General features: G+C 69.1%; 24 protein-coding genes, 1 tRNA gene and 2 pseudogenes. 10 read left to right on the forward strand and 17 right to left on the reverse strand.

Features of this window, described 5'->3' with window-relative positions; translation table 11 throughout:
* Position 1: 1 nt before the first annotated feature.
* Together ACFHWS_RS20090 and ACFHWS_RS20095 are read right to left on the reverse strand one after the other, a co-directional pair.
* Positions 2–2,230 carry a heterodisulfide reductase-related iron-sulfur binding cluster gene (locus tag ACFHWS_RS20090; protein ID WP_416550979.1) on the reverse strand — a complete coding sequence of 743 codons (2,229 nt, stop codon included), beginning with the start codon at positions 2,228–2,230 and terminating at the stop codon, positions 2–4.
* A 265-nt stretch (positions 2,231–2,495) separates the two neighbouring features.
* On the reverse strand, positions 2,496–2,759 hold the full coding sequence (locus ACFHWS_RS20095) for a cell division protein CrgA (protein ID WP_416550978.1): 264 nt from the start codon (positions 2,757–2,759) through the stop codon (positions 2,496–2,498).
* 231 nt (positions 2,760–2,990) lie between these two features.
* On the opposite strand from ACFHWS_RS20095, the gene ACFHWS_RS20100 reads away from it, so the two are divergent.
* The 4 genes and pseudogenes from ACFHWS_RS20100 to ACFHWS_RS20115 all read left to right on the forward strand — a co-directional run bounded on the left by ACFHWS_RS20100 (position 2,991) and on the right by ACFHWS_RS20115 (position 5,958).
* On the forward strand, positions 2,991–3,803 hold the full coding sequence (locus ACFHWS_RS20100; RefSeq protein ID WP_416550977.1) for a DUF881 domain-containing protein: 813 nt from the start codon (positions 2,991–2,993) through the stop codon (positions 3,801–3,803).
* A 404-nt stretch (positions 3,804–4,207) separates the two neighbouring features.
* A pseudogene (locus tag ACFHWS_RS20105) lies at positions 4,208–4,981 on the forward strand (class E sortase); the annotation flags it as partial.
* 3 nt (positions 4,982–4,984) lie between these two features.
* Positions 4,985–5,293 carry a hypothetical protein gene (locus ACFHWS_RS20110; RefSeq protein WP_416550976.1) on the forward strand — a complete coding sequence of 103 codons (309 nt, stop codon included), beginning with the start codon at positions 4,985–4,987 and terminating at the stop codon, positions 5,291–5,293.
* 14 nt (positions 5,294–5,307) lie between these two features.
* Positions 5,308–5,958, forward strand: coding sequence for an aminodeoxychorismate/anthranilate synthase component II (locus ACFHWS_RS20115; RefSeq protein WP_416568774.1), 651 nt, complete (start codon positions 5,308–5,310; stop codon positions 5,956–5,958).
* A gap of 45 nt (positions 5,959–6,003) precedes the next feature.
* Here ACFHWS_RS20115 and pknB read toward each other — a convergent pair whose 3' ends face one another.
* The 7 genes from pknB to ACFHWS_RS20150 form a co-directional block, all read right to left on the reverse strand.
* Complete coding sequence (pknB, locus tag ACFHWS_RS20120; protein ID WP_416550974.1) at positions 6,004–7,839, reverse strand: Stk1 family PASTA domain-containing Ser/Thr kinase; 1,836 nt, start codon at positions 7,837–7,839, stop codon at positions 6,004–6,006.
* The gene (locus ACFHWS_RS20125) at positions 7,836–9,344 is read right to left on the reverse strand and encodes a protein kinase domain-containing protein (protein WP_416568775.1); all 1,509 of its coding nucleotides are present in this window, start codon (positions 9,342–9,344) and stop codon (positions 7,836–7,838) included. The genes pknB and ACFHWS_RS20125 overlap by 4 nt, the downstream gene beginning before the upstream one ends.
* Before the next feature lies 1 nt (position 9,345).
* Entirely contained in the window at positions 9,346–10,854 is a 1,509-nt protein-coding gene (locus ACFHWS_RS20130) for a peptidoglycan D,D-transpeptidase FtsI family protein (protein ID WP_416550972.1), read from the reverse strand.
* Entirely contained in the window at positions 10,851–12,293 is a 1,443-nt protein-coding gene (locus ACFHWS_RS20135; protein WP_416551103.1) for an FtsW/RodA/SpoVE family cell cycle protein, read from the reverse strand. The genes ACFHWS_RS20130 and ACFHWS_RS20135 overlap by 4 nt, the downstream gene beginning before the upstream one ends.
* Positions 12,294–12,366: 73 nt before the next feature.
* Positions 12,367–13,842 (reverse strand): PP2C family protein-serine/threonine phosphatase, encoded by a 1,476-nt coding sequence (locus tag ACFHWS_RS20140; RefSeq protein ID WP_416550971.1) that lies wholly within the window; start codon positions 13,840–13,842, stop codon positions 12,367–12,369.
* Positions 13,839–14,321 (reverse strand): FHA domain-containing protein FhaB/FipA, encoded by a 483-nt coding sequence (locus ACFHWS_RS20145; protein WP_278172744.1) that lies wholly within the window; start codon positions 14,319–14,321, stop codon positions 13,839–13,841. The genes ACFHWS_RS20140 and ACFHWS_RS20145 overlap by 4 nt, the downstream gene beginning before the upstream one ends.
* 2 nt (positions 14,322–14,323) lie before the next feature.
* Entirely contained in the window at positions 14,324–15,127 is an 804-nt protein-coding gene (locus ACFHWS_RS20150; protein ID WP_416550970.1) for an FhaA domain-containing protein, read from the reverse strand.
* 247 nt (positions 15,128–15,374) lie between these two features.
* Here ACFHWS_RS20150 and ACFHWS_RS20155 point away from each other — a divergent pair.
* From ACFHWS_RS20155 to ACFHWS_RS20165, 3 genes are all read left to right on the forward strand, one after another.
* Positions 15,375–15,460: transfer RNA gene (locus ACFHWS_RS20155), tRNA-Leu, on the forward strand.
* 136 nt (positions 15,461–15,596) lie between these two features.
* Complete coding sequence (locus ACFHWS_RS20160; protein ID WP_416550969.1) at positions 15,597–16,670, forward strand: NAD-dependent epimerase/dehydratase family protein; 1,074 nt, start codon at positions 15,597–15,599, stop codon at positions 16,668–16,670.
* On the forward strand, positions 16,667–17,473 hold the full coding sequence (locus tag ACFHWS_RS20165; RefSeq protein ID WP_416551101.1) for a WecB/TagA/CpsF family glycosyltransferase: 807 nt from the start codon (positions 16,667–16,669) through the stop codon (positions 17,471–17,473). Before ACFHWS_RS20160 ends, ACFHWS_RS20165 begins: the two co-directional genes overlap by 4 nt.
* A gap of 341 nt (positions 17,474–17,814) precedes the next feature.
* On the opposite strand, the gene ACFHWS_RS20170 is transcribed toward ACFHWS_RS20165, so the two are convergent.
* From ACFHWS_RS20170 to ACFHWS_RS20195, 6 genes are all read right to left on the reverse strand, one after another.
* Positions 17,815–18,087 (reverse strand): hypothetical protein, encoded by a 273-nt coding sequence (locus ACFHWS_RS20170; RefSeq protein ID WP_416550968.1) that lies wholly within the window; start codon positions 18,085–18,087, stop codon positions 17,815–17,817.
* 154 nt (positions 18,088–18,241) lie between these two features.
* Positions 18,242–18,841 (reverse strand): hypothetical protein, encoded by a 600-nt coding sequence (locus tag ACFHWS_RS20175; protein WP_416551100.1) that lies wholly within the window; start codon positions 18,839–18,841, stop codon positions 18,242–18,244.
* 101 nt (positions 18,842–18,942) lie between these two features.
* Entirely contained in the window at positions 18,943–19,419 is a 477-nt protein-coding gene (locus tag ACFHWS_RS20180; protein ID WP_416550967.1) for a hypothetical protein, read from the reverse strand.
* A 3-nt stretch (positions 19,420–19,422) separates the two neighbouring features.
* The gene (locus tag ACFHWS_RS20185; RefSeq protein ID WP_416550966.1) at positions 19,423–19,815 is read right to left on the reverse strand and encodes a hypothetical protein; all 393 of its coding nucleotides are present in this window, start codon (positions 19,813–19,815) and stop codon (positions 19,423–19,425) included.
* A gap of 17 nt (positions 19,816–19,832) precedes the next feature.
* Positions 19,833–20,501 carry a hypothetical protein gene (locus ACFHWS_RS20190; protein ID WP_416550965.1) on the reverse strand — a complete coding sequence of 223 codons (669 nt, stop codon included), beginning with the start codon at positions 20,499–20,501 and terminating at the stop codon, positions 19,833–19,835.
* On the reverse strand, positions 20,501–20,758 hold the full coding sequence (locus ACFHWS_RS20195; protein ID WP_416550964.1) for a hypothetical protein: 258 nt from the start codon (positions 20,756–20,758) through the stop codon (positions 20,501–20,503). Before ACFHWS_RS20195 ends, ACFHWS_RS20190 begins: the two co-directional genes overlap by 1 nt.
* A 550-nt stretch (positions 20,759–21,308) precedes the next feature.
* Between ACFHWS_RS20195 and ACFHWS_RS20200 the strand changes: the two are divergent.
* Positions 21,309–21,917, forward strand: a pseudogene (locus ACFHWS_RS20200) (transposase family protein); the annotation flags it as partial.
* Positions 21,918–22,391: 474 nt separating this feature from the next.
* Here ACFHWS_RS20200 and ACFHWS_RS20205 read toward each other — a convergent pair.
* Complete coding sequence (locus ACFHWS_RS20205; RefSeq protein ID WP_416550963.1) at positions 22,392–22,625, reverse strand: winged helix-turn-helix domain-containing protein; 234 nt, start codon at positions 22,623–22,625, stop codon at positions 22,392–22,394.
* A 778-nt stretch (positions 22,626–23,403) separates the two neighbouring features.
* Here ACFHWS_RS20205 and ACFHWS_RS20210 point away from each other — a divergent pair.
* Together ACFHWS_RS20210 and ACFHWS_RS20215 are read left to right on the forward strand one after the other, a co-directional pair.
* Positions 23,404–23,814, forward strand: coding sequence for a DivIVA domain-containing protein (locus tag ACFHWS_RS20210; protein ID WP_416550962.1), 411 nt, complete (start codon positions 23,404–23,406; stop codon positions 23,812–23,814).
* Positions 23,811–25,577 carry a hypothetical protein gene (locus ACFHWS_RS20215; RefSeq protein ID WP_416568776.1) on the forward strand — a complete coding sequence of 589 codons (1,767 nt, stop codon included), beginning with the start codon at positions 23,811–23,813 and terminating at the stop codon, positions 25,575–25,577. Before ACFHWS_RS20210 ends, ACFHWS_RS20215 begins: the two co-directional genes overlap by 4 nt.
* Positions 25,578–25,758: 181 nt before the next feature.
* Here the strand turns inward: ACFHWS_RS20215 and ACFHWS_RS20220 are convergent, their stop codons facing one another.
* Positions 25,759–26,304, reverse strand: a complete 546-nt coding sequence (locus ACFHWS_RS20220; protein ID WP_416568777.1) for a hypothetical protein — start codon at positions 26,302–26,304, stop codon at positions 25,759–25,761.
* Between the last annotated feature and the right edge of the window lie 503 nt (positions 26,305–26,807).

Below are 26,807 nucleotides of genomic sequence, written 5' to 3' on the forward strand. Positions count from 1 at the left end.
CCTACTCCTCGGCCGACGATGACGCCGACGATGCTACCGCCGGCTTGACCGACCTGAGCAGCACCGTCGCCACATCGACGACCTCGACGTTCTCGTCCGCCGCGCCACTGGACTGCTTGCCGGTGACCCCGTCGCCGAGCATGGTGTAGCAGAACGGGCAACCGACCGCGATGGTCTGGGCCCCGGTGGAGAGCGCCTCCTCGACCCGGTCGACGTTGACCCGCTTGCCGATCCGCTCTTCCATCCACATCCTCGCCCCGCCGGCACCGCAGCAGAACGAGCGTTCCGAGTTGCGCGGCATCTCCCGCAGCTGAGCCGCGTCGCCGCCCGCCTCGGCACCTGCGGTCAACGCGGCACCGAGCACCTCCCGGGGCGGGCTGAACACCCGGTTGTGCCGGCCCAGGTAGCACGGGTCGTGGTAGGTCAACCCACCGTCGACCGGGGTGACCGGGGTGAGCTTGCCGGCGGCGACCAGGTGGGCCAGCAGCTGGGTGTGGTGTACGACGTCGAAGTGGCCGCCGAGCTGGCCGTACTCGTTGCCGAGGGTGTTGAAGCAGTGCGGGCAGGTCGCGACGATCTTGCGTCTCGCCGGCTCCCGGTCGCCGAACGCCTCGTTGAGGGTCTCGACGTTCTGCTGGGCCAGCATCTGAAAGACGAACTCGTTGCCGATCCGGCGGGCCGGGTCGCCGGTGCAGGTCTCGCCCTCGCCGAGGATGGCGAAGTCGACGCCGGCTTCGTGCAGCAGGGTCGCCACCGCGCGGGTTGTCTTCTTGGCCCGGTCCTCGAACGCGCCGGCGCAGCCGACCCAGAACAGGTACTCGAAGTCGTCCACCTCGCCGACTCGGGGGACCGCGAAGTCGAGCCCCTTGGTCCAGTCCTCCCGGGTGTTCGGCGGAGCACCCCACGGGTTGCCCTTGTTCTCCAGGTTACGCAGCATCACGCCGGCCTCGCTGGGGAAGCTCGACTCGATCAGCACCTGGTAGCGGCGCATGTCGACGATGTGGTCGACGTGTTCGATGTCCACCGGGCACTGCTCCACGCAGGCCCCGCAGGTGGTGCACGACCAGAGCACGTCCGGGTCGATGACGCCGCCGTCGTCGGCGCCGCCGATCAGCGGGCGGTCGGCCTCGGCCAGCGCCAGGGCATCGACCTTGGCGAGTTGTTCGGCCGTACCCTTCTCCTCGCCGGTGAGGTCCTTGCCGCCGCCGGCGAGCAGGTAGGGCGCCTTGGCGTAGGCGTGGTCGCGCAGCGACAGCACGAGCAGTTTCGGTGACAGCGGCTTACCGGTGTTCCAGGCCGGGCACTGCGACTGGCAGCGGCCACACTCCGTACAGGTGGTGAAGTCGAGCAGGCCCTTCCAGCTGAACTGTTCGACCTGGGCGACCCCGAACTGATCGGATTCCGGGTCGGCCTCTTCGAAGTCGAGCGGCTTGCCGTCGCTCATCATCGGCCGCAGCGCGCCGAGGCCGGAGTTGGGCCGGCCGGGGTCCCGCTTGAAGTAGATGTTGAAGAAGGCGGCGAACCGGTGCCAGGCCACCCCCATGGTCAGCGTCAACGCGATGACGATCAGCCAGGTCATCGAGATGAGGATCTTGACCAGGGCGGTGATGCTGATCGCCGCTTCGGAGGCGGGCAGGACGGCACCGAGCGCGTGGCTCACCGGGGTGGCCCAGACCGGGAAGTCGAAGTGGTCGGTGGCCACCCGGAAGCCACGGATCAAGAAGCCGCAGATCAGTACGGCGAGCACGACGGCTTCGACGAAGTAGCCCTGCCACATCGTCGAGCCGGTGAACCGTGACCGGCCGCCGGTCCGGGTCGGCCGGTTCGCCAGCCGGATCCCGATGAGCACGCCGATACCCGCCATGCCGAGGATCGAGATGAGCTCGGTGACCAGCCCGTACAGCAGCCAACCGCCGATCACCGGAATGCCACCGCCGGCGTTGACCACCTCGAAGTACGCCTCCAGCACGAGGATGGAGAGCACGATGAAGGCGACCATGACGAACCAGTGGGCCGCCCCGACGACGCTCCACTTGAGCATCCGGGTGTGGCCGAGGGTCTCGCTCAGCATCACCTTCGCCCGGGTGGCCGGGTCACCGGTGCGGTGCGGGTCGGCCTTGCCGAGTCGGATGATCGAGACGAACTGCCAGACCGCCCGGCCGGCGAGCACCACCGCGACGGCGGTGACGATGGCGGCGACCACCGTGGTGACGATCTGGACCGTACCCATTCGTTGGCCTCCCGGTGTGCTGCGGACGAGCGGCAGAGTGACCGGAAGGCCGGCCACGGAGCTTCAGCCTACCGCCAAGTTACCCATGGGTAATGTGACGAGCGTCGCACCGTACCGGCGACCGGTACTCGCCACCCTATGGCAGCGTCGCCGCCACGCCGGCGCCCGGCCCCCGACAAAACAGCAGGTCGGCCGGCATCCTCGTGGACACCGACCGACCTTGGGCGGCACTGGCGGGCCGACTGCGGACCGACTGTGAACCGGGTCAGCGCCAGCGGGAGAGCAGGATCAGCGAACTCACCATGGCACCGAACCCGATCGCCAGGTTCCAGTAGCCCCAGGAGGCGACCGGGTAGGCGGTCTCCGACAGGTAGTAGACGACCAGCCAGCCGATGCCGAAGACGATCAACGAGACGGCGCTGATCGGCAGCCAGATCGGACTCGGCTTGCGGGTGGCAGCCGTCTGGGTCGGGCGGACGTCGGTCGGCGGGGTGTAGACCTTCTTCTTGCGAACCTGCGACTTGGGCACGACGCTCTCCTGGTGGCTATCATCCGGCCCGGCAACCGGACGCAGCGGCGACGGTCCATGGCCAATAATGTTCAAGAGCTAGCGTAGTCAAGTTGCCGCGATCCGGCCACGGGCCGCAGCACGGTAGCAGCGACATTTGGGCACAACCAGGTCCACCAGGTGCGACAGACCGCTCAGGTGGTCCATTATGCGGACACTTGTCGATGGCTGGCAGGCGGAGAGGGGGCCGAGGTGGAGTACACCTCCGGCAGCGCGTCCTGGCGGGACGTGGTCCGGCGCGCCGTTCGCGGGCTGCTGCGTCGCCGGCGCGGCGCGGAGCAGCCCGGCTGGTCCGCCGGCGTACCGCTGATCGCGCTGCTCGCCGGCCTGCTGTTCACCACGACCGCCACCACCGCCAGCGGCACCAGCCTGCGGGAGGACCGTCGACCACAGCTCGCGCAGCTGATCGACGACCGCCGTACCCAGCTCGCCGCCGCCGAGGAACGAGCCGCCCAACTGCGCGACCAGGTCGACCAGCAGACGGAGCTGGTCGCCGGGTCGGACGAGCCGATCGCCCGGCAGCAGGCCCGGATCGACGCGAACCGGTCGGCGGCCGGCTTCACCGCGCTGGCCGGCCCGGGCGTCATCATCGAGCTCGACGACGCGCCGCGGCTGACCGACCTGCCGGACGGTGCCAGCAACGACGACCTGGTGGTGCACCAGAGCGACGTACAGGCAGTGGTCAACGCACTGTGGGCCGGCGGCGCCGAAGCGATGTCAATCATGAACGTACGGGTGTTGGCGACCAGCGCGGTACGCTGTGTCGGGAACACGCTGTTGTTGCACGGCGGGGTCTACTCGCCCCCATTTCGGATCGCCGCGATCGGTGACCCCAGCGCCCTGCAGCAGGCGCTGGCCGACTCCGAAGGGGTGCAGTTGTTCAGAGACGCCGTGACCCACTTCCAGCTGGGCTACCAGGAGACCATCGAAGCCGAGCTGACCGTGCCGGCGTTCGACGGCTCGGCAGCGCTGCGACACACCACCGTTCCGGAGTCGGCGCGATGACCCGGCCCGGGGTGCCCGACCGTCCAGGGGCGCCCGGCCATCCCGACCAACCGCACGACTCGGGCCGGCACCGCGCGTATCACACCGACGACTCGGCCACGGTGCTTCCCCGCTTCACCGGGCCGAACCCGGCACCGGCCCCGGGCCCGACACCCCCGGCGCATCAGCACCAGCCCGGCTACTCGCCCCAGGAACTGGCCCTGTACCGGCGCCCCCGACAGCCCGAGCGCGACGATGCTGCCCGCACGGCCGTCATCCCCCCCTACCCCGCCGAGCCTGCCACGTCCACCACAGTGCTGCCGGTAGTCATCAGCAGCTACCAGCCGCCGCCCAACGGAGAATCAGCGTCCGGGGCCGAGCCGGGGCCCGACCCGGGCGGCTCTGGCGCGCGCGACGGTGCCGCCCCCCGTCGCGGTGAGCGGGTGGTGAAGTTGCGACCGGAGCGCACCGACAGCGGTTACAAGAGCGTGTACTCCGAATTGACCCGACCCACCATCTGGACCGCGCTGCGCGCCACCGCCCGGGCAACCGGGGAGCTGTTGATCACCTTCGGCATCGTGGTGCTGCTCTTCGCCGGCTACGAGATCTGGGGCAAGTCGGTCATCGTCAACGCCCACCAGAACGAGCTCAGCGACCAGCTCGCCCAGCAATGGGCCGAAGTGCCCGAGCCGGTCGTCAGCGACGGGCCCACGCCCGAGCCCGAGGCGTCCCCCACCATCCAGGTGCAGGGCACCCCGGTCGCCGGGCTCTACATCCCGAAGCTGGACAAGAACTGGATCGTCGTCGAGGGCGTCGGCCAGGACGACATCCGGTACGCGCCGGGTCACTACCCGGACAGCGCCGGCCCCGGGGAGATCGGCAACTTCTCGGTGGCCGGGCACCGCAACCGGGCCACCTTCTGGCGGCTGGACGAGCTGGGCGACGGCGACAGGATTGTCGTCGAGGACCGGGACACCTGGCACGTGTACGCGGTCACCCGCAACCACATCGTGCTGCCGAACCAGACCGAAGTGGTCGCCGCCGTCCCCGGCGACCGCCGGGCGCAGCCGACCGAGGCGATGCTGACCCTGACCACCTGCCACCCGAAGTTCGACAACTACCAGCGGCTGATCGTGCACGCGGCGCTGGTTCGCAGCCAGCCCAAGGCCGATGGCCGACCGGCGGAACTCGGCGGCTGAGCCATGTACGCCTGGATCTGGCGCAAGCTCCCGTTCGGCACGCCCGGCAAGCTGATCGGTTCGGCGCTGCTCGCCGGGCTGACGGTCGTCCTGCTCTGGTACGTGGTCTTCCCGTGGGCGGAGCCGCTGCTGCCGTTCGACGACGTCCAGGTGACCGAGGACGGCGGCGGCACCGGTACCGACCCCGGCGACGGCGGTCCGGCCGACGGCGACGGCGACGGCGGCGACCCGGACAGTGGCGGCGCCGGCGACTACGAGCTGCCGTACGACACCGAGACGAACAACCCCGTACCCGATGTGAACGGCGACTAGAGTCAGGTGTCCGCGTGCGCGTACTGGTGATCGACAACTACGACTCGTTCGTGTTCAACCTGGTGCAGTACCTCGGCCAGCTGGGTGCCGAATGCGACGTTCGGCGCAACGCCGAGATCTCCGTCGACGAGGTCGGCCGGCTCGGCGCGGCCGGTGTGCTGCTCTCCCCCGGGCCGGGTGCGCCGGGCAGCGCCGGCATCTGCCTGGAGGTCATCGAGCGGTACGCCGGACACCTGCCGATCCTCGGCGTCTGCCTCGGTCACCAGGCGATCGGTGCCGCGTTCGGCGGGGTCGTCGAACGTGCTCCCGAGCTGCTGCACGGCAAGACCTCGCTGGTCGAGCATCGGGGCGTCGGGGTGCTGGCCGGGCTGCCGGACCCGTTCACCGCCACCCGCTACCACTCCCTCGCCGTACGCGAGGACAGCCTGCCGGCCGAGATCGAGGTCACCGGCCGGACCGCGTCCGGGGTGGTGATGGCGATGCGGCACCGGAGCCTGCCGGTCGAGGGTGTGCAGTTCCACCCCGAGTCGGTGCTCACCGAGGGCGGCCACCTGATGCTGGCGAACTGGCTGGCCGGGTGCGGTCTGCCGCAGGCCCGGCAGCGGGCACCGCGGCTCGCCGCCGAGGTGGAGACCCGGCGGCGGGCCGCGTTCGTATCGGCCTGAGTCCAGGCCGGGCCTGGCCTGGCCTTTGGGAGCGCAGCCCGCGACTCAGTCGAACAGCCGGGAGACGGGCGCGGTGGGCAGCAGACCGCTCACTCCGCTGCCTGGGGTGCTGGAGCCGCCACCACCGCCCTCGCCGTCACCGTCGCCCGGTGGCGGGCTGGTCGTCGGGGGGGATCCGGTCGGCGACGGGCTGCCGGTCGGGTCCGGCGACGGCTCCTCCTCCTGCCGGGGCTGGGAGACAACGATTTCCACCCGGGAGTTGACCCGGTGCTCGCCGTTGTTCGGGCTCTGGCTGGTGACGATGCCGGCATCGGCTGGGTCGACTTCCTCCCCGTCGATCACCCGCGGGTCGAAGCCGCGGTTTTCAAGCGTCGCGACGGCCTGGGCTTCGGTGTAGCCGACGACGTTCGGCATGTCCCGCAGATTGTTGAGCGAGACGTGCACCTCGACCTCGCTGCCCACCTCGACCAACTCGCCGGCGCCGGGCACCTCGACCACCTGGTCCTTCGGTGCCGAGCTGTCCACCTCCTCAAAAACGGCGATCAGCTTCCGGTCGGTGAGCTGCTGCTCGGCCGCGCTGCGGGTAAAGCCCTTCATGTCGGGCACCTGGACCTTGCCTGGACCGGAGCAGACGACGAGGGCCACCTCGGAGCCCCGCTCGACGGCGCCCGGCTCCGGCGACTGCTCGACGACGGTGTTGACCGTACAGTTCGGGTCGTCGCGAGGGGTGACGTCCGCTGTCAGCTGCAGGTCGGTGAGGGTCAGCTGGGCCTGTTCGATCTGCGCGCCGATCAGGCGGGGCAGAACGACGGTGACCGGCTCGTCGGGTTGGTTCATCCAGATCAGCCCGGTGGCCAGGGCGATCACCGCGAAGACGCCCAGCGCGCTGAGCCCGGCGATGACCGCCGGCGAGGTCCGCCTCGGCGGCGGGCCGCCGACGCCGCCGGGGATCCGCTGGGTCGAGCCGGTACGCCCGGTGGCGCCCATCGCCGCGGTTTCGTCGTCGTCGCGCAGCACCGGGGTGGCCAGCACCGGCCGGCCGGAGGCGGCGCGCAGCAGGTCGGCGCGCATCTCGCCGGCGCTCTGGTAACGGTTGACCGGGTTCTTGGCCAGCGCCTTCAACACGATCGCGTCGATCGCCGGGGTGACGTCCCGGTTGATCTCGCTCGGCGCCCGCGGGTCCTCCCGGACGTGCTGGTAGGCGACGCTGACCGGGCTGTCCCCGACGAACGGCGGATGGCCGCAGAGCAGCTCGAACAGCACACAGCCGGCCGCGTAGACGTCGGATCGGGCGTCCACCGACTCGCCCCGGGCCTGCTCCGGGGAGAGGTACTGCGCGGTGCCGATCACCGCCGAGGTCTGGGTCATCGTGGTCGCGCCGCTGGCCAGCGCGCGGGCGATGCCGAAGTCCATCACCTTGACCTGGTCGGTCTGGGTGAGCATGACGTTGCCGGGCTTGATGTCCCGGTGGATGATGCCGTGCCGGTGGCTGAACTCCAGGGCGGCGCAGACGTCGGCGCAGTATTCCAGGGCCCGACGCGGGTGCAGCCGGCCCTCGGCGGCGAGCACTTCCTTGAGGGTGCGGCCGTTGACGAACTCCATGACGATGAACGGCAGCGGCTCGCCGGTGGCGGCGTACTCCTCGCCGGTGTCGTAGACCGCGACGATCGCCGGGTGGTTGAGCGAGGCGGAGTTCTGCGCCTCGCGCCGGAACCGTTCCTGGAAGGTCCGGTCCCGGGCCAGGTCGGTGCGCAGCATCTTGATCGCGACATCACGGCCGAGCCGCAGGTCACGGCCGCGGTGAACCTCGGCCATACCGCCATAGCCGAGCAACTCGCCGACTTGGTACCTGCCACCTAGCAGGCGGGCCTGCGCGGTCATCGTCCTTGTCGTCCTTCGCTCGTCTGGTCGTCATCGGATCGGACCAAGTCGGGTGCTTCCATCGACGGTACGGGTCCCACGCTGATTTCGACGTGTCCGGCTGCCATCTGGTTCTCAGCCGTAACCAATCGCACCACGGGTTGCCCCAGAGCGGCCGAATTGCCGGCGCTGTCGATGATCTTGTAAGCGACCAGCCCGGTGCAGAGCAACACGATCAACGCTCCGAGGATGATCGCCAGGACGGTGAACACTTGCCGGTGCAGGCCACCGGACCGCTGGGGCGGGGCTGGTGGCCGGTTGTAGCCGTACGGGTTGGGTGGACGACCCGACGCGGGAAGGGGCTGCCGCGCCGGGGTGGCAGGGTGATGGTAGCCGGCCGGATACCCGGCCGGCATCATCGGCGCGGTGGCCGGCCGGTAGCCGGGTGGTCCGGGCATCGGCTGCCCCAGCGGCGGCCGCTGACCGGGCGGCACCGAATTGGGCGGCACCGAGCCGGGGTGCATCGGCCCCGGCGACATCGGCCCCGGCGACATCGGCCCCGGCGACATCGGCCCGGGAGACATGGGTGCAGGGCCGGACGCCATCGGCGAGACCGGCGCCGCCGGGGTGGGCCGGGGCGCGGCCGGGTGCTGGCCGGGATGCTGCTGGCCGGGATGCTGCTGGGCGTGTGGTGGCCGGGGCGGGCCGGCGAGCGTGGTGGCGGCCTGCCGGGAGACGGCGGCCATCGTGGCGGCGCTCTGCCAGCGTGCCGAGGGATCCTTGGCGAGCGCGCGCTCGACGAAGCTGCGGACCACGGGTGGGATGTCCGACGGTAGCGCACGTGGCACTTCACGCACGTGCTTCATGGCGATTTCCAGCGGATTGTCGCCCTCGAACGGCCGCCGACCGGACAGACACTGGTAGGCGACCACGCCGAGCGCGTACACGTCGGAAGCCGGCGTCGCGACCGCGCCGGACGCCTGTTCCGGGGAGATGTAGGAGGCGGTGCCGAGCACTGAGCCGGCGGCGGTCAGCTGGCCGACGATCTCCGAGCGGGCGATGCCGAAGTCGGTCAGCACCAGCGTGCCGTTGGGTCGTACCAGCAGGTTGCCCGGCTTGACGTCGCGGTGCACGATGCCCTTCTCGTGGGCCGCGTGCAACGCGTCGGCGGCCTGGGCGACCAGCGCCATGGTGCGGGCCGGGGTGAGCCGCCCGACCCGGGACAGGGTGCGCGACAGCGCGTCGCCCTCGACGTACTCCATCACCAGGAAGGCGATGTGCTTGTCGCTGCCGTAGTCGTAGACGTCGACCACGCCGGGATGGTTGATGGTGGCCATGGTGCGGGCCTCGCCGCGGAACCGTTCGGCGAAGCCCGGCTCCTCCAGCAGCGCGGGGAGCAGGCTCTTGACCGCGACGGTACGGCCGAGCACCTCGTCGGTGCCGCGCCACACGTCGCCCATCCCGCCGCTGGCGATGCGCTCGTCGAGCCGGTAACGGCCGCCGAGCAGGACTCCGGAACTCAGCATCTCATCGCCCCTCACGCTCGGCGACAAGTGCCCGCATTATCTGGCCGGAGATCCGGGCCGCTTCCGCGCTGCCGCCGCTGCCGGCACCTTCCAGCAGTACGCAGACCGCCGAGATCGGCTCACCGTCCTCGGACGTGACGAAGCCGATGAACCACCCGTGGTCGTCGTCGCCCTCGCCGGCCTGCGCGGTGCCGGTCTTGCCGCCGACGGTGTAGCCGTCGATCCGGGCGTTGCGGCCGGTGCCGTTGCGCACCACGCTGACCATCATCTCCTGCAGGTCGGCGGCGACCGACCCGCTCACCGACTGGCGCAGCTCCCGCGGGTCCGCGGTGTAGTAGCTGCTGGTCCGGTCGGCGTGCAGCAGTTGCTGGATCACGTACGGGCGCATCTGGCTGCCGCCGTTGGCCACCGCCGCCGCGATCATCGCGCCTTCCAGCGGGGTCATCCGGACGTTGTTCTGGCCGATCGACGACTGGGCCAGCGCCGCGCCGTCCTCGCTGCCGTCCGGGTTGGTGATGTCGCCGGTCCGGCTGGCCGCGACCGGCAGGCCGTCGTCGCCGCTGGTCCGGCCGACGACCAGCTCCTCGTCCTCGAAGCCGAAGTCGCGGGCCTTGGCCTTGACCGTCTCGGCGCCGAGCTCCACACCCAGCTTGGCGAAGCCGGTGTTACACGAGTCGGTCAGGGCGGTGATCAGGGTGACCTCGTCCTGTGGGCAGATGGAGTCGACGGCGTTGCGGATGTCGGTGCCGGAGTCAGGGTGCCGGTAGACCGGGCCGGCGGAGATCGGCGTCTCGACGGTGGTGCCGTTCTCCAGGGCCGCCGCCGCGACGACGACCTTGAAGGTGGAGCCGGGCGGCAGCACCTCGCCGAGGGCCCGGTTGTTCAGCGGACGGTTCGGGTCGCTGTCCAGCTCGTTGAAGGCTTCCTGGGCCGCCCCGGTGTCGTGGCTGGCCAGCGGGTTCGGGTCGAAGCTGGGGAGCGAGACCAGGGCCTGCAGCGCGCCGGTACGCGGATCGAGCGCCACCGCCGCGCCCACGTCGACACCGACCCGGTTGTCCAGCAGCTGCCGGTACGCGGTCTCCTGCGCCCGCCGGTTGATGGTGAGCAGCACGTTCCCGCCGCCGGTCTCCTCGCCGGTGAACAGGTCCCGGACCCGGTCGGCGAAGAGCTGGTCGCTGGTGCCGGCGAGGAACTCGTTCTCAGCCTTCTCCACGCCGGTGGCGGCCAGGTTGACCGGCTTGTAGCCGATCACGTGCGCGTAGAGCTCGTTGTCCGGGTAGGTGCGCAGATACTGCAGCTCGCCGTCGGTCGGGGTGCTGGTGGCCAGGGCACGGGCGCCGGCTTCGATGTTGCCGCGTTGCCGGTCGTACTCGGCGACCTGCACCCGGCCGTTGTAGTCGCTGGTGCGGTACTCCTCGGCCTTGTAGCCCTGGACCCAGTTGAGGTTCACAAAGAGCAGGCCGAACAGCACCATGATGACCACGCCGACTCGGCGCAGCGGGGCGTTCATCGGCGGATCACCTCCGTCGGCGCGCCGTGCAACTGGGCAGGTGGTCCGGCCGGCGCGCCGGGCGGTCGGGGCTCAGCGCCCGCCACCGGCCGACGGCCAGCGTCGGAGATCCGCAGCAGCATCGCCACCAGCAGCCAGTTCGCCATCAGCGACGAGCCGCCGGCGGACAGGAACGGGGTGGTCTGACCGGTCAGCGGGATCAGCCCGCTGATCCCGCCGACGATCACGAAGACCTGCAGGGAGAGGGTGAACGCCAGGCCACCGGCGAGCAGCTTGCCGAACGAGTCGCGTACCGCCAGGCCGGCCCGCAGCCCGCGTTGCGCGACCAGCAGGTAGACGATGAGCAGCGCGGAGAGACCGAACAGGCCGATCTCCTCGCCGAGGCCGGCGAAGATGAAGTCGTTGTGCACCTCCGGCACCTTCAACGGCTGGCCGCCGCCGGGTCCGGCGCCGAACAGCCCGCCGGTGCCGAGCCCGAGCAGGCCCTGGACCAGTTGATAACCGTCGTCGTACGGGTCGGAGAACGGGTCGAGCCAGATGTTCGCCCGCTGGTAGAAGTTGGCGAACGGGCCACCGACGATGTTGCCCAGGTGGTACGCCAGGAAGGCGCCGCCGAAGAACAGCAGCAGACCGATGATCAGCCAGCTGACCCGTTCGGTGGCGACGTACAGCGTCACGACGAACATGCCGAAGTAGAGCAGCGACGTCCCGAGGTCCTTCTGGAAGACCAGGACCAGGACGCTGAGCAGCCAGACCACCAGCACCGGGCCGAGGTCCCGGCCCCGAGGAAAGTCGATCCCGAGCACCCGCCGACTGGCCAGCGACAACACTTCACGCTTGCGGACCAGGTAGTACGCGAAGAAGGACAGCAGGGCCAGCTTGGCGAACTCACCGGGCTGGATCGAGAAGCCGCCGATCAGGATCCACAGCTTGGCACCGTTGACTTCGGAGTACCGCGCCGGCAGCACCGCCGGGATCATCACCAGCACGATCCCGGCCAGCCCGAGGGTGTACGCGTACCGGGCGACGACCTGGTGATCGCGGACCAGGACTAGCAGTCCGGCGGCGAGCATCACGGCGGCCAGGGTCCAGGCCAGTTGCCGCCCCCCGGTGCCGGCGAAGATCGGATAGTCGATCCGTTCGGCGGCGGCCACCTGGGCCAGGTCGTAGCGGCGCAGGAAACCGACGCCGATGCCGTTGAGCAGGGCCACCGCCGGCAGCAGGGCCGGGTCGGCGTGCGGGGCGAAGAACCGGATGACCAGGTGCAGGCCGACGAAGACCGCGCCGACCACGGCGGTCGGCACCCAGAAGCCGGGCCGGATAGTGCCGAGCACGGCCGCTTCGGCCGCGGCCGAGTAGAGCGCGACCACGGCGAGCGCGAGGGCCAGCAGGCCGAGTTCGGCGTTTCGCCGCGTCCTGATGGGGCGGATCCGCGGCATCTCACCGGTAATGGCCGGCGGGGCGGGTCCGACTGAAGCGGTCACTGGGTTTCCTTCACCTCGCTCGCCGGCCTCAGCCGACCGTCCGGCAACCGGCCGGGTTGGTCACCGGCGGGACCGGCTCGACCGGTGGGGCGTCCGGGGAGCTCTCCGGGGCACCTGACGGGCTCGGGGTGGCGCCCGGTGACGGGCTGTTCGCCGGGCCGGTCGGTGATCCGGAGGCAAGGCCCTCGGGCGTCGCACCCGGCGAACCGGTCACGTCGGCCTCCGGTGACGGGGACAGCGTGGGTGACGGGGTCGGGGTGGGCGTCGGTGGGCAGATCGGCTTCAGGTTGGGGTTGCCCGCGTCGTCCCGGGTGAGTTCCAGCAGGTGCCGCTGCGCCTCGGCTTCGCTGCCGGCGTGGATGCCGCGCTTGACCCGGTCCTGAGCGACGGAGGTCAGGTCGTCCAGGGCGAGGTCGCTGGTCTGGTGCACGGTGGAGAGGCTGACGCCGGCCACCTCGCCCGGCATGCCCTGGAAAATCGCCAGCTGGCCCTCGCCGGTGGCGCCGACGTAGTACTGCCGCTGGGTGTAGGCCCAGCCGGCCCAGACTCCACCGCCGAGGATGCCGACCAGCACGACCAGAACGATCGCCGCGCGCAGCGGCCGGCGGCGGGGGCGCTGCGGCTCGTCGTCCGGGGCGGCAGCGGCGGCGGCCGGCTCCGGCACGGCGGCCCGGGGCGCGGACAGCGCGGAAGCCCGGGCGGCCGGGGTGGAGTCGTCGGCGGCGGTGGCCATGCCCCGGTCGCGGGCGGCGGCACCGCCGACGATCGGTGCCTGCTCGTGGATGCTCTGGTCGGTGGCGTCGGCGACGACGACGGTGATGTTGTCCGGGCCGCCGCCGCGCAGCGCCAACTGGACCAGGCGTTCGACGCACTTGCCCGGGTCGGTGTACTCGCGCAGCGTCTCGGCGATGGTGTCCGGGCTGACCACGCCGGACAGCCCGTCGCTGCAGATTAGGTAGCGGTCGCCCGCGACGACCTGGCGTACCGAGTACTCCGGGTCGATGTCCCGGCCGTCCAGCGCCCGGGTCAGCAGCGACCGTTGGGGGTGGCTGCTGGCCTCCTCGGCGCTGATCCGGCCCTCGTCGACCAGCATCTGGACGTAGGTGTCGTCCTTGGTGATCTGCGCGAACTCCCCGTTGCGCAGCAGGTACGCCCGGGAGTCGCCGATGTGCACCATGCCGATCTTGCTGCCGGAGAAGAGCGTCGCGGTCAGCGTGGTGCCCATCCCCTCCAGATGGGGGTTGGCGTCGACGGTGTCCCGGAGGTGCTGGTTGGCCAGGCCGACGGCGCCGCGTAGGGCGTCGACCATGGCGTCGCCGGGGACGTCCTCGTCGAGCGGGGCGAGTGCCCCGATGACGAGGTTGCTGGCGACGTCACCGGCGGCCATCCCGCCCATGCCGTCGGCCACGGCGAGCAGCCGCGGCCCGGCGTAGACGGAGTCCTGGTTTCCGTCACGGATCAGTCCGCGGTCACTGTGGGCGGCATAGCGCAGGGTCAGAGTCATGGCCGTAACTCAAGAGATGTGCGGCCGATTCGGATCGGCACGGCGAGGGGTACGGGGGTAGGTCCGGTGACCTTAGCGCGGTCCAGGTAGGTCCCGTTAGTGGAACCCGTGTCTTCGATGAACCACTGGCCGTCCCGGGGCATCAGCCGGGCGTGTCGCGCCGACGCGTAGTCATCGGTGATGACCAGGGTGGAGTCCTCTGCCCGACCTATCGTAATCGGAGACTCACCCAAAGTAATTTTAGTCCCGGCCAGTTGGCCAGCGGTCACTACGAGCTGATGAGCGGCCCGCCCCCGTTTGACCTTGGCCGGCCGGGCCGGTGCCGTACTGCTGCTGACCCCGCGCGGAGCCGCGACCAGGCGGCTGGACCGGGCACCGGCGAACAGATCCCGACGGATCACCCCCACCACCGTGAAGACGAAGATCCACAGCAGGACGATGAAGCCGACCCGGGCGACGGCAACGACGAATTCGGGCAAGGTTAGCCATCCACTCGGAACGTGAGCGTGGTCGTCCCGAGCTGGATCATGTCACCGGGGTTCAGGGCCACTGCGGAGACCCGCTGCCCGTTGACCATGGTCCCGTTGGTCGACCCCAGATCGGTCAGCACCACTTGAGCACCGTCGAAGTCGAGCCGGGCGTGTCGGCGGGAGATCCCCACGTCCGGCAGGCGCAGATTGGCCTGGTCACCCCGGCCGATCACGGTCGAACCCATCTGCAGCGGATAGGTCCGCCCGTCACCCGAGACCAGCCGTACGTTGCGGGTGCCGGCCGGCGAGTGCGGCGGTTGACCGTACCCCCCGCCCTGCTGGTCGTACGGCGGATAGCCGCCCTGACCACCCCCGGGCATGTCGTACCCGGGCTGCTGCACCGGCGCGACGTCGCCGCCGGTGAACACCTCGGCCGTCACCCGGAACATCCCGGTGTCGAGCCCGTCGCCCCGCTCAATCTCGACGATCACGTCGCCGTAGACCGTCCAGGCCTGCTCACCGATGAACTCCGCCTGCGACTGGGCGAGCTCCTGGGCCAGGGCCGCCGCGTACGGAGCCAGCCGACTGTGGTCGTACGGCGAGAGATCGATTACGTAGCGGTTCGGCACCAGCGTGCGCCCACCAGCCAGGATCGCCTTGTGGGCCTCAGCCTCCCGCTGCATCGCGTTGAGGATCTCCACCGGGTGCACGACACCCTTGAACACCTTGGCGAAGGCCCCTTCGACTAGGCCTTCCAGACGCTTCTCGAAGCGTTGCAGCACGCTCACCGGCTCCTCCTCGGGTTCCGAGGACATGATGGTATCCGGCCGTCGCCCGTGCCACCCGCACGCCGATCGACCACCGCTCCCGGCCTGTCCCGAACGACCGACCCGCCCCGTGCTACTCTTCGCCAGGCGTCGCGGGCGATATCAAGCTCGGGGCGACCAGGGACAGCGTAGTATGTCCCGGCACCTGCCAGCGGGTGGCCCCGACCGACACCCCCACCGGGATCGGGAAGGACCGGCCGGGTTAGTCTTCTACCGACTGTCCCGGACAGCATCCGGGGAAGTGGCGGAATGGCAGACGCGCACGGTTCAGGTCCGTGTGCCCGAAAGGGCGTGGGGGTTCAACTCCCCCCTTCCCCACCAGCAGGTCGGGCGGCACCAGCCACCCGGACCAGCTTGCAACGATCAAGAAGGCTCCGCCGGACGGCGGGGCCTTCTTCACATATCGCCCGGATATCCTGTTGACCGTTTACTCCACCCCCCAGCTCAGGAGTGTCGTGTGAGCGTCGCGTTGGTTACCGGTTCCGGCGGTCTGATCGGATCGGAGGCGGCCCGGCACTTCGCCGGCCTCGGCCTGGACGTGGTGGGCATCGACAACGACATGCGCCGCGAGTTCTTCGGCCCCGAGGCGTCCACCGCCTGGAACGTCGAGACCCTGCGGCGCGACCTCGGTGCGGCGTACGCCCATCAGGCGGTGGACATCCGCGACCGCGACGCCCTGGCGGGCCTGTTCCGGCGGTACGGCCGGGACATCGCCGTGGTGATCCACACCGCCGCGCAGCCGTCGCACGACTGGGCGGTGCGCGACCCGTTCACCGACTTCGACGTCAACGGCGGCGGCACCCTCAACGTGCTGCAGAACGTCCGGGAACACTGCCCCGAGGCACCGGTGATCCACTGCTCCACCAACAAGGTGTACGGCGACCGGCCGAACAGCCTGCCGCTGATCGAGCAGGAGACCCGGTGGGAGATCACCCCGGACCACCCGTACGCCGGCGGGATCACCGAGGACATGTCGATCGACGCCTGCCTGCACTCGGTATTCGGCGCGTCGAAGGTCGCCGCCGACATCATGGTGCAGGAGTACGGCCGCTACTTCGGCATCCGTACCGCCTGCTTCCGGGGCGGCACGCTGACCGGCCCGGCGCACTCGGCGACCGAGCTGCACGGCTTCCTCGGCTACCTGATGCGCTGCAACATGGAGCGACGCACCTACAAGATCTTCGGGTACGGCGGCAAAATGGTCCGCGACGCGATCCACAGCCACGACGTGGTCTCCGCGTTCGAGGCGTTCTTCCGCGACCCGCGCCCGGCGGCGGTCTACAACCTGGGCGGCGGCCGGCACTCCAACTGCTCGCACCTGGAGGCGTTCGCCATCGCCGAGCAGATCACCGGCGAAAAGATGATCACCGAGTACCAGGAGGCGAACCGGGTCGGCGACCACCAGTGGTGGATCGGCTCGAACGCCGCTTTCCAGCGTGACTACCCTGGCTGGAAGCAGGTCTACGACGTACCGATGATCCTGCAGGAGATCTACCAGGCCAACGTCGACAAGTGGGTGCCCGGGAAATGATCGACCAGGGCAAACGCAACCTGCTCGGGGTGCTGGTCGACGCCGTCGACTACGAGGCCGCCACCGAGCGGGTGATCGACGCCGCCAGGGAGCGCCGGCCGCTGGCGTTGACCGCGCTCGCGGTGCACGGGGTGATGACCGGGGTGCTCGACCCGGCGCACAACGCCCGGCTCAACTCGTTCGACCTGGTCACCCCGGACGGTCAACCGGTGCGCTGGGGGCTCAACCTGCTGCATGGCGCCGGGCTGAAAGACCGGGTGTACGGGCCGACGCTCACCCTGCGGGTGCTGCAGCGCTGCGCCGACGAAGGGCTGCCGGTCTACCTGTACGGATCCACCGAGGAAACGCTGGACCGGCTGGTGCCGAAGCTGGAGCAGATGTTCCCGGCGTTGAAGTTCGCCGGGGTCGAGCCGTCGAAGTTCCGCGCCGTCGGCCCTGGTGAGGATGCTGAGATCGCCGAACGTATTCGGGACTCAGGGGCCCGGCTGGTGCTGGTCGGCCTCGGCTGCCCCCGCCAGGAGATCTTCGCGTACGCCATGCGCCCGCTGCTGGACATGCCGCTGATGGCGGTCGGCGCGGCCTTCGACTACCACGCCGGGCTGCTGCGCAAGCCGCCATCCTGGATGCAGCGGTACGGCCTGGAGTGGCTGTGGCGGCTCGGGCTGGAGCCGAAACGGCTGTGGCGTCGGTACGTGATCCTCAACCCGGCGTACCTGAGCCGGCTGGGCGCACAGAAGCTGGGCATGTGGCAGGCCACCCCGCCGAAGGCAGCCACCGACCGACCCACCACCTTCGCCGTCTGACCCCCTGACACTGTCTGACTGCCTGCCCTGGCTGGCCCGTCTGTCCCGGCTCCGGGAACCCCTGTCCGCGTGCGCCGAGCTGCTTTGCCGCCCGGCAGAACGCTCGCGAGTGGAGGGCTGGGGTACCTAATTCTCGCGGAATTAGGTACCCCAGCCCTCCACTCGCGCACAACGTCGGGCAGTCTTCGAGGATGGGATGGGCAGACGATCGGGACCTGCTCGACGACGTGCTTGGACGTCGGTGGAGCACGGCCTGGCGTATGGGCCTGTGACCGACGCGAGGGCTTGGTGCTGGTCGGCGCTGATTGGAACAACTACGCCGCTGGCCGCGATTCTTCGGCCTACCACCAGGCCACAGCTCTGGCGGCGAAGTCGGCGACATCTACGTCGGTAAGGTCGAGTCCGAAGCGGCCCTCAATCCTGTCCCGCAAGAAGCATGCGACATCGTCTGCGTCTGCCCCGGCGGCCAGCCTCGTCAGTAGCGGTCCGAGTAGACAGTCGTACTCGTCATCGCTCGCGTATAGCTCCCCAACACCGATGGAGTCCCACTCGTTCAGCATCTGGCGCAGCGCCCTTGTCCGGACACTGAGTTGCGCCCTCACAGCATGCTCCATCGGGCTGCTCCCCATCCGCCAACCGTGATCGGGCCGCTGATCGCGGCTACATGTCGATGATCGCCCACGTTTCGACGGCACGACCGGTGCCGAGGCAGCCGAGGCGGTGGCTGGCTCGCCACCCAGCCCCGATCCCGGGCCGATGCGGCAAGCGTCACAACCACTGCTCATCGATGTTGCCGGCGTACAGGTAGGCAGTGCGGTAGGCCGGCCGCGCGAACAGTTCCGCCTCGCCCGTGTACACGGCGGCCAGCAGGCCCGGTCGGTACCACCAGCCGTTCGCGATGCCGCCGACCTGTGCGACCGGTTGCATGGCGGTCAGGTCGAGCCGGTCGACGGCCGAACCGGTCAGCCGGGTGACCGTGTCCGCGACGTCCATTGCCGCATACGCCAGAGCCAGGGCTTCAACCCAGCCGTCGATGCTGCTGTGCAACGGGACCCACCGATCATGATCGCCGCCGGCGATACCGAATGTGCCGTCCGGACCGATCAGGAACGAGTACGGCACAGCGGTGCGTTGCGGCCCAGCCTCGAAGAACCATCCTTGAGAAGCAGACGTGTCTTCCCACTCCGGTGCGCCCACGCTGAGCATCCGAGGGCCGGCGGCGTCCTCGGGCATGCCCGGCGCGGACGGCAGGACAAGGCCACCCAACCGGATCTGATACCTCTCGGCGCGACCGATGACCTCGTCAGGAATCCGCGCCTCCCGCCACGCACGACGAGATTGACTCACCGGCGGCACGTCGAGCCACACTCCGTGAACGGCGACGAACGATTGCGCCCGTCTACTCAAACCTGCCAGCGGCCGCCGCAAACCCCACACATGTGCATGGTATCGAGCTATGCGACCGAAGATCAGCAGCCGGCCATGAGCACACCCCAGTCGGCCTCCACGTCGTATCCGAGCACGGGCTGGTTCTCCAGCCCTTCGGGGGTCATCAACACCGGCTTGCGTAGCCTGCGGCCGATCGTGGTTAAGAATCGACAGAGGACGTCCAGTTGCTGTTGACCCTGCAGCTCACGCAAGTCAACATCAAATTCGATTCGCTCAGCGTCGTAGAGCTGGAATATCGCGAGAACACCGGGTACCGGCCATACCTTCAACTGGACCCCGCCCTCGTCACGGAGGCTCAGCATGTCCTCAACCGTAGCGGGCGGTGTACCCGCACCTTCGTCGACCAGGTAAGCAAACTGCCAGCCCTCCGACCGCACGAGGTCAACAAGAGCGCGCCAGTCCTCGACAGTCGTCTCCGGCACATGCACATCTGGGAGTGTCCCGTTCAGGTCAAGGTCGAACCAGTCCTGGACGTCCTCCCACAGCAAGCCACTCACGTCCTACATGTACTGGGCGGCGGTCTGCTCGACTTCGCGGATGAACTCCTCCAGCTCGGCCTCGGTCCACTCTCGGTCCTGCAACAGCGTGCCGAGCACGGCGATCTGCATCGAGAAGGCAGTCTCCGCATCGACGTCGTCGATCAGGTCAGGCTCGCCGAGGGCTGCTCGGATCATGCCTTCCATCGCCAGCGCAGAGAACTGCTCACCTTCCTCGTAGCGCCTCCTCGTGTCAGACACAAAGGAGGCAACTGCCCGAGGATCGTCAGACGAGCCGAACCTACGGTTGACGGCGATCGCGAACGCCGCTCCGATGGTCTGACTGCCCCCAGCCCAGCCGAGCCGGTTGAGCTCGGCCAGGTGTCGATCAACCGATCCCCAGTCCTGTCTGGCCATCGCCCGGATGAGGTCACTCAACTCTTGTCTTGCGACCATTTCTTCCGCAACCTCGCTATCTGCCTGCTGGCTATCTGGCCCGTCTTGTGGATCGCGATACCCGCTACGAGGCCGACAACGACCAGGTTGCCAGCGGCGTCGGCGGCGTCGATGCGGGTCGGCGTGGCGGGGACGATCGATGGAGACGAGGTGCCCGCCGATTGTGTGCCCCCGCTGCCGGCTGGCGTACGGATCACCTGCGCGACCTTCTCCGCCACCTCGCCCATGGTCTTGGCGCTGTCCTGGACGTCGTCTGACTTGCGCGCAAGCCTACCGAGGAAGCCACCGACGTTGCGCTGAGCCTCGGAGCGCTTGGTGGTGTCGGCGAGGAGTTCTTCACCGGTCGGGCCGGTCAGCATAGGTTCATCGGGAGCCGAGCCGCGGGCGATGCGGTTGGCGTAGGCGTTGAGATGCCCGACGGCCTCCATGAGCAGGCGGGCGACCTTCCCGGCCTTGTCGGCGGCGGTCTCCCACTCGGCCGTCGCGTTGGTGACAGCGTGCGCCGACGCGCCAGCGCTGGCTGCGGAGAGGGCCTGGTGCGCGTCGGTCACTTCCTGCTGGGCGCGCAGGGCAGTCGCGGCGGCCGAGCTGAGGCCGGTGGATGCCCGAGCGAGCTGGGCGATGACTTCGGCGACCGTTCCGGCCATCACAAACCCGCGCGGTACGTGTCGACCAGTTCCTCGCCGGCATCCAGTCGGGCGATCGCCAACTTGATCTCGCGGAGCGCGGACCCGACCGTGTCCAAAGCGTCGGTCGCCCGTTCATGGTTGCTGCCCTGGCAGGTGTAGGTCGCCAACTCCAGAGCTTCGCCCGCCGCAGCGGCCGCCTGTTGCAAGGTGCTCCTGCCGCTACGGGCGCTCTCCAGGCCCTTGCCCAGCTGAGCCTTGACCTCGTCGACGCTCACCGAGCCGGCCTCCCCCGGTCGCGGAGCAGCCTCGCCTGAAGGTCACTCACGTTCGTCAGGTACGTCCGACCATAATCGACCAGCTACGGACCGGCGACCCCGAGTGACGGGTATCCGTCACCCACTCTGGGGCCGCTGTAGTCCGCTCGGCGCTCCTTGTCGACGTATCAGCCGTACCGAGTTGGGCACTGGCGGGTGCACCCAGCCCTTGGCTGCGTTCGGCGGCTGGCCGCGCACCTGCTGTAGGCCCAGGTCGGTGGCGTTGGGTGACAGGTGTTGTTGAGCTAACTACCCCCATGGCGTCCGGATCTGCCGAAACGAGTGCATGACTACGGAGGCAAGGACGGGTAGGGATCTTCAGCCGCTATCTCGGCGATCAAGCAGCATGGCACAATGAGCTGATCTCAGCGACGCGAATGTGTTGATTGGTGCGACACGGGCGAATCCGGTGAAGTCGGACAGTGCTGGAGGAGGGCGTGGGGCCCTCGGTAGGTAGTTCTCACCACAAGATCACCACCGGTGAGGACCCCACGTGATCGCATATCGTGCCATGGTCGACGTCCCCAGGGAACTCGTGCAGTACGTCAGCCGGCTGCTCGCCGCGGAACGCCGGACGCGCGGAACCCGTACCGGCACGCGCGCTCTGACCTGCTTCCGCCAGGCGCTGATGGTGCTCGTCTGGTTCCGCAAGGGCGAGGACGTCGCGCTGCTCGGCGCCGGCTTCGGCGTCTCACGGGCGACCGTCTACCGGTACCTCGCCGAGGGCATCACGGTCCTCGCCGCACAGGCCGAGGATCTCCACGCCGCCCTGCGCCGGGTCGCCGACGACGGCTGGTCCCACGTCATCCTCGACGGCAAACTGTTCGACTGCGACCGGCTCACCGAGACCACCCTGTCCGTCAAAGGCGAAACGATCGACGCCTGGTACTCCGGAAAGCACCGCGACTTCGGCGCGAACATCCAGGCGGTCGCCCGCCCGGACGGACTGCCGATCTGGACCTCACCGGCGATGCCCGGACACCTGCACGACCTGACCTGCGCCCAGACCCTCGGTGTCACCGCAGCCCTGAACTGGGCCGCCACCGAACTGGACCTGCCCACCCTGGCCGACTCCGGCTACGAAGGCGCGGGCCAGGGCATCAAGACCCCGGTCAAGCAACCCACCGACGGCAGCCGACTCGCCCCCGACAACCGCTTCTACAACCGGCTGCTACGCAGCATCGCCCCATCGACCCCACCGCCGCCTAGCAGCGAGGAGTTCGCGGCATTGACCACAGCGTCCACCCGCTCGGCCGTGATGTCGCCGGTGACCAACTCGATCCGCACTGCTCGCCCTTCCCTGGTAGACATGCCCCGTCGACCCGTCCGGCCGGCAGAGGCCACTGCCATCGTCGACACCCCGTAACAAGCTCGGTCCTTCGCCGACGGTGCCTGCACCAGCTAGCATCGCCGGTCCATCTCGTTTGGTCCCTAGCGGGGCGGGATCAAGATCAGATATCCGGTTCTGTCGCGATCCGGTGCGAGCGCCAAACGCAGCTGCTGCGTAGCGTAGTCGGCAATGCGTTTCGCAGTGCTCTGGGCTGTGGGCTTCACCGGCGGCGTGGGGGCCTTGCCACGAGCTCGGGCGCGGGGATCACATCTCCGTGGCTTGCTCGGCGACGTACGTGCCCTTGCCCTGGTGGCCTTCGACCAGACCACGGTCGCGCAGCAGCCGCAGGGCGGCTTGGGCGGTGGAGACGCTGACCTTGTACGTGTCGGAGAGCTGGGCATAGGTCGGCAGCTTGTCGCCCGGCGACAGCTCACCGGACCGGATCTGCTGGGTGATGTCATCGACGACACGTAGGTAGTCGGCAGGTCGACTGGGCATTTCAAGGTACTCCTCGCTCGGCACCTCGATTTGACCATGGAACTTGGCTACCTACAAGACTGATGTTGACTTAGGTATCTAACCTACCTAACATTGCTCCTCGGAACGCCTCGCTCGGCAGCTTGGCTTTCCACCCCCCGGGTGCACCCGGCCCGGCAGCCGGGGCGGGCTGCGTCACTGAATGGAGTCAGCCCACTCCTCCTGTGAAGCAATCCGCCTCGGCTGTACTCAGCGGCCCTGTGTTCGTACCGCCGATTGAGGCTGCGTGCGCAGGGCGGGCGGCCCGACCTCCGCACCCCCGTTCGGGGTCGGGCCGCCCTTCCACCCGCTCTACCAAAGACCATGCCCGATCAGCGAGCTTGAAAGGCGGTCCTACCGTGCGCAGACCCCTCGACTTCCTCCGCGTGAAGATGCCGGCGGCTGATCGGTAGCGTGCCGGCCAGCCGTTCACCTGCCGATCCCAGACCCGGCGACGAGCTGATCATCGACGGCCGGGCGAGTGTCCAGTTCACGGCCGGGCGAGGCTTCCGGTTCCGGGTGACGACAGTGGACAAACGGTGGACGTATCAGGACTGGGTCTGGTTGTCCGGGTATGTGTTGGCACCGGACGGTGAAGCCCGCGAACGGCGGGAGATCTTCGTCCAGCGCGACGGTCTCCGATGGGCACCGCGCCCACGCCGGCACCGCTGACCAGGGCGGCGGCACAACTGCGACGTGAGCCGCGCCCTCTCGACCCGTACCCCTGAAGGTTTCCGACTCTTGGAAGGTGGTTCCTGCTGTGCGTAGGTTCTTTGACCTGTTCCGTCGACCGCCGGTGCGGAGCCGGCGCAACCGGCGGTTGCTCGCCGAGATCGCGCGCCACAACCAGCGGCCGACCGACGCTGCGGCCGGCCAGCGCCGGCTGGTGCGACGTGCCCCGAACAGCGTCGGTCATCTGTACGGGCGGCCGGTGCGGCCGTCGATCAGTCCCGGCCTGGTCCGCGAGCGTCGGTTCGGCGACCGGACCCGGCGCGGCTGCGACCCCACCGAGGTACGCACGTTCCTGCACCTGGTCGCCGACGAGCTGACCGCCCTGCGCGCCGAACTGGCCGCCACCCGCGACGAGAACATGCGGGTCAAGCAGGCGTTGCGGGACTGGCAGTCACAGCAGTTCCAACAGTTCCAGGCAGGGACGGGGGTGACCGGGTGACCGGGGTCAACGGAGTGCCGGCCAGCCCGGTCCACGTCGTCGGGTTCGGGTCCGAGCGGCGGCGGGCGCAACTCGTCGTCACCGTCGCCAACCTCGACACCGGGGCGGTCGCCTCGACCAGCCTCGTCCCCGGCTCGTTCACGCCGCTGCCGACCCCAAACGGCACCTGGTGGCTGCCGTACGCACCGATCGTCACCGACCTCGCCCAGCGTGCCGGCGTGGCTGCCGCGACACTGTGCGACCCGGACTTCCCCGACGAGCCCGGCCGGCTCCCGTCGTCCGGGCTGACCCTGCCGATCCAGTGGCAGCCCGGTGCACCGGAGCGGGACCGCCGCCGGTGGGAGGCGTCGGCGCTCGCCAACCGGCTCACCGCGCCGTGGCTGGTCCTGGTCGGCCGCAGCGCCGATCCGCCGGCGCCGGGCGACCCGGGTCGGCTGCTCGGCCGGCTGTGCGCGCTCGCCGACCAACTCCATGTCGACCTGGTCCTCGAAGCCCGACCAGCGTCGACCCCGAGCGGGCTGAGCTGGGACATCCGGTACGAACTCGCCGGCGGGAAAGTGCCCGACTACCCGCACCGCTGGGTAGCCGACCTGCCGGCGGCGGTCACCTCGATCAGCCCGGAACGGGCCGCGTCCGGGCTGGCCGTGGCCGACTGGAACCTCCCCGCCCACTACCTCACCGAGTCCGCCCTCACGCCGCACCCGGTGCCGGTCGGGCTCGACGGGCACCCCGGCGGCCACGACCTCGACCAACTCGAACGACGCATGATCGCCGACGCCGAGCAGCACGGCGGCGCGCAGGCGATCTGGCGGAACCGGCACTGGTGGTACACCAGCCTGCGACCCGACGACACCGAGCCGGGCGGGGTCGGCGGCAGGTTCCGGCGCGGCTGGGAACCGCCAGCGCCGAGATACTGGGGCGAGCCGATCCCCAGCCACCCCTGCCCGCGCTGCACCAACGCGGCAGATCCGCCGTACTGCACCGACTGCTACGGCACCCGCCGGGTCCGGCACGGCGCCGTCGTCACCGTCACCGACCTACGCGGCCGGACGGTGCACCGCAACTGGCGACCCGACGACGACGGCACCCCACCCGCCCTCGCCCACACCGACCAGGCGTCCGGCACCAGCGTGTGGCAGCTGCCCGAGCACTACCGGATCGGCACCCTCGCCGCCGAGTTCGGCGTACAGCCGACCGACCTGACCGACATCGACGGCGAACACGTCATCGACCAGCACCTGCGCAACGGGGTGAGCCAGATCCACCACGGCGGCGACCCGCTCGCCGCGTACCTCGCCGAAGCCGCCGCCGCCCACGACGGCGCCCGCATCATCGCCCGCGCCACCGACTGGCCCGGCCCCACCCTCGACGAGTTGGCCCGACTCGTCACCGGACTCGGTCTCGCCCTCGACATCACCGTCGTCGACCACCGCCACAGCATCGGCCGACCCGAGCTGATGCAGGGCCACACCTGGTCAATCCAGGTCGCCGATCCGGCCACCCCGCCGACCGTCGACCCGGTCCCCACCAGCGCCGCCCTGCCCGAAGCCGTCGCCCTCTGCCACCGCTACCTCTACGGCGCGCTGCGCGCGACCATCCCCACCGACCCCGAACAGCCGATGCCCGTCCCACAACAGCCTGCGACCGCCGGCCCAGCACCCGACACCACCAGCTTCATCACCGAGGTACGTCGCCTCGCCGCCACCCACCCCGGCCAGCCCGCCACCATCCGGCTCCACCCCGACGGCACCACCCGATCCTAATGACGCGCAACGATGAGACCGGCTGCCATATCTGATGGGTGACGGGTGCCGAATGCGCATGGAGATATTCCATCGCACTAATCAGGCCGCCGGCGACGATGCGAGCTTTGCGCAAACTGCGCGCAGCTCGCATCGCCGACGGCAAGTAGAAACTGTTAAACGGACTGCCTATGCCACTCAGCTAGCACACGCGGACAGCATCGAGAATATTGTCATACGGGCCCATTCCCGTGTTGTAGCTGAATGCGTTGGAGCTGAAAAGAAGGGTCCACTGGTTGGTGCCGTTCCAATTGTAGAAGTGGCTCGCGGTGTTTGGCGTCTGATTGTTTACCCAGGATGAGATGCGATCATTCCAGTGCCCGCCGCCTGGGAATGGAATTGCTCCGAGGTCCTTGAACTGGCAGTAGTAGAAAGAAATTATTGCGCTACTGGGGTGAAGGTTTGGCTCAGTGTACAGACAGAGATGTTCGTAGTAACAGCCGTAGAAGTAGTCATCCGCGGCGGGGGTCACCGGCTCCTGGGCCTTCGCGGGAGACGTTGTAGGTTGCGCCGGCGGAGCGGTTCGGGTGATCGCGGCTGGCACCTCGGATGAAGTGGTGTTGGCGAAAACCTTATCTCGCGGGTAATCCTTGGGCAGCGTGACGAGTACGCCCGGCGCTACTCGGACAGTATTCTCGTCGATGGCGATGGATTCATGATAAAAGTCCAGCAGGGATTGCAGTGCCACCGAGTGCTGGGGAACTTCTGGAAGGTCTTCTGCCTGCGCTGGCGAGGCTGTTAGGGTCAGGGTCAAGACTGACGCAGTTGTCAAGGTCAAGAGCGTGTGTGTAACCCGTTGCTTTGCCAAGACGTCCCTCCTGGTTGTTGTTCCCCACAACAGGAAGCGGCATCCCGGCACGCCTGCTGGCCAAGATAAACCGGTATCCCCCGTGGAACGATCCATGCTGGTCGACCTTCAGCCGACTGTATCGGAGGTTGCCGATGCCCACGAGCCTGCGTGGTGTTCCGAGAGGTCTTGCGTGCTCCGCGAGCATGGGAGATCACCGAGGGTGACTGGATGGTTGGTCGGGTGTCGACGTCAACGGGTATGGCTGGAGTGATCAGATGACCTTGAGTGATCGGGTAACTAACTAATAACAAAGTTGGCAGTGCTCTGGTCTGAGTCAAGGCGGCTAGGGCGTGTATCAAAGTCGGTCACAGCCACTCGTTGATCGCCGCGACCTGCACGGT

The sequence above is a fragment of the Micromonospora sp. LOL_013 genome (assembly GCF_048060315.1).
Taxonomy (GTDB): domain Bacteria; phylum Actinomycetota; class Actinomycetes; order Mycobacteriales; family Micromonosporaceae; genus Micromonospora_E.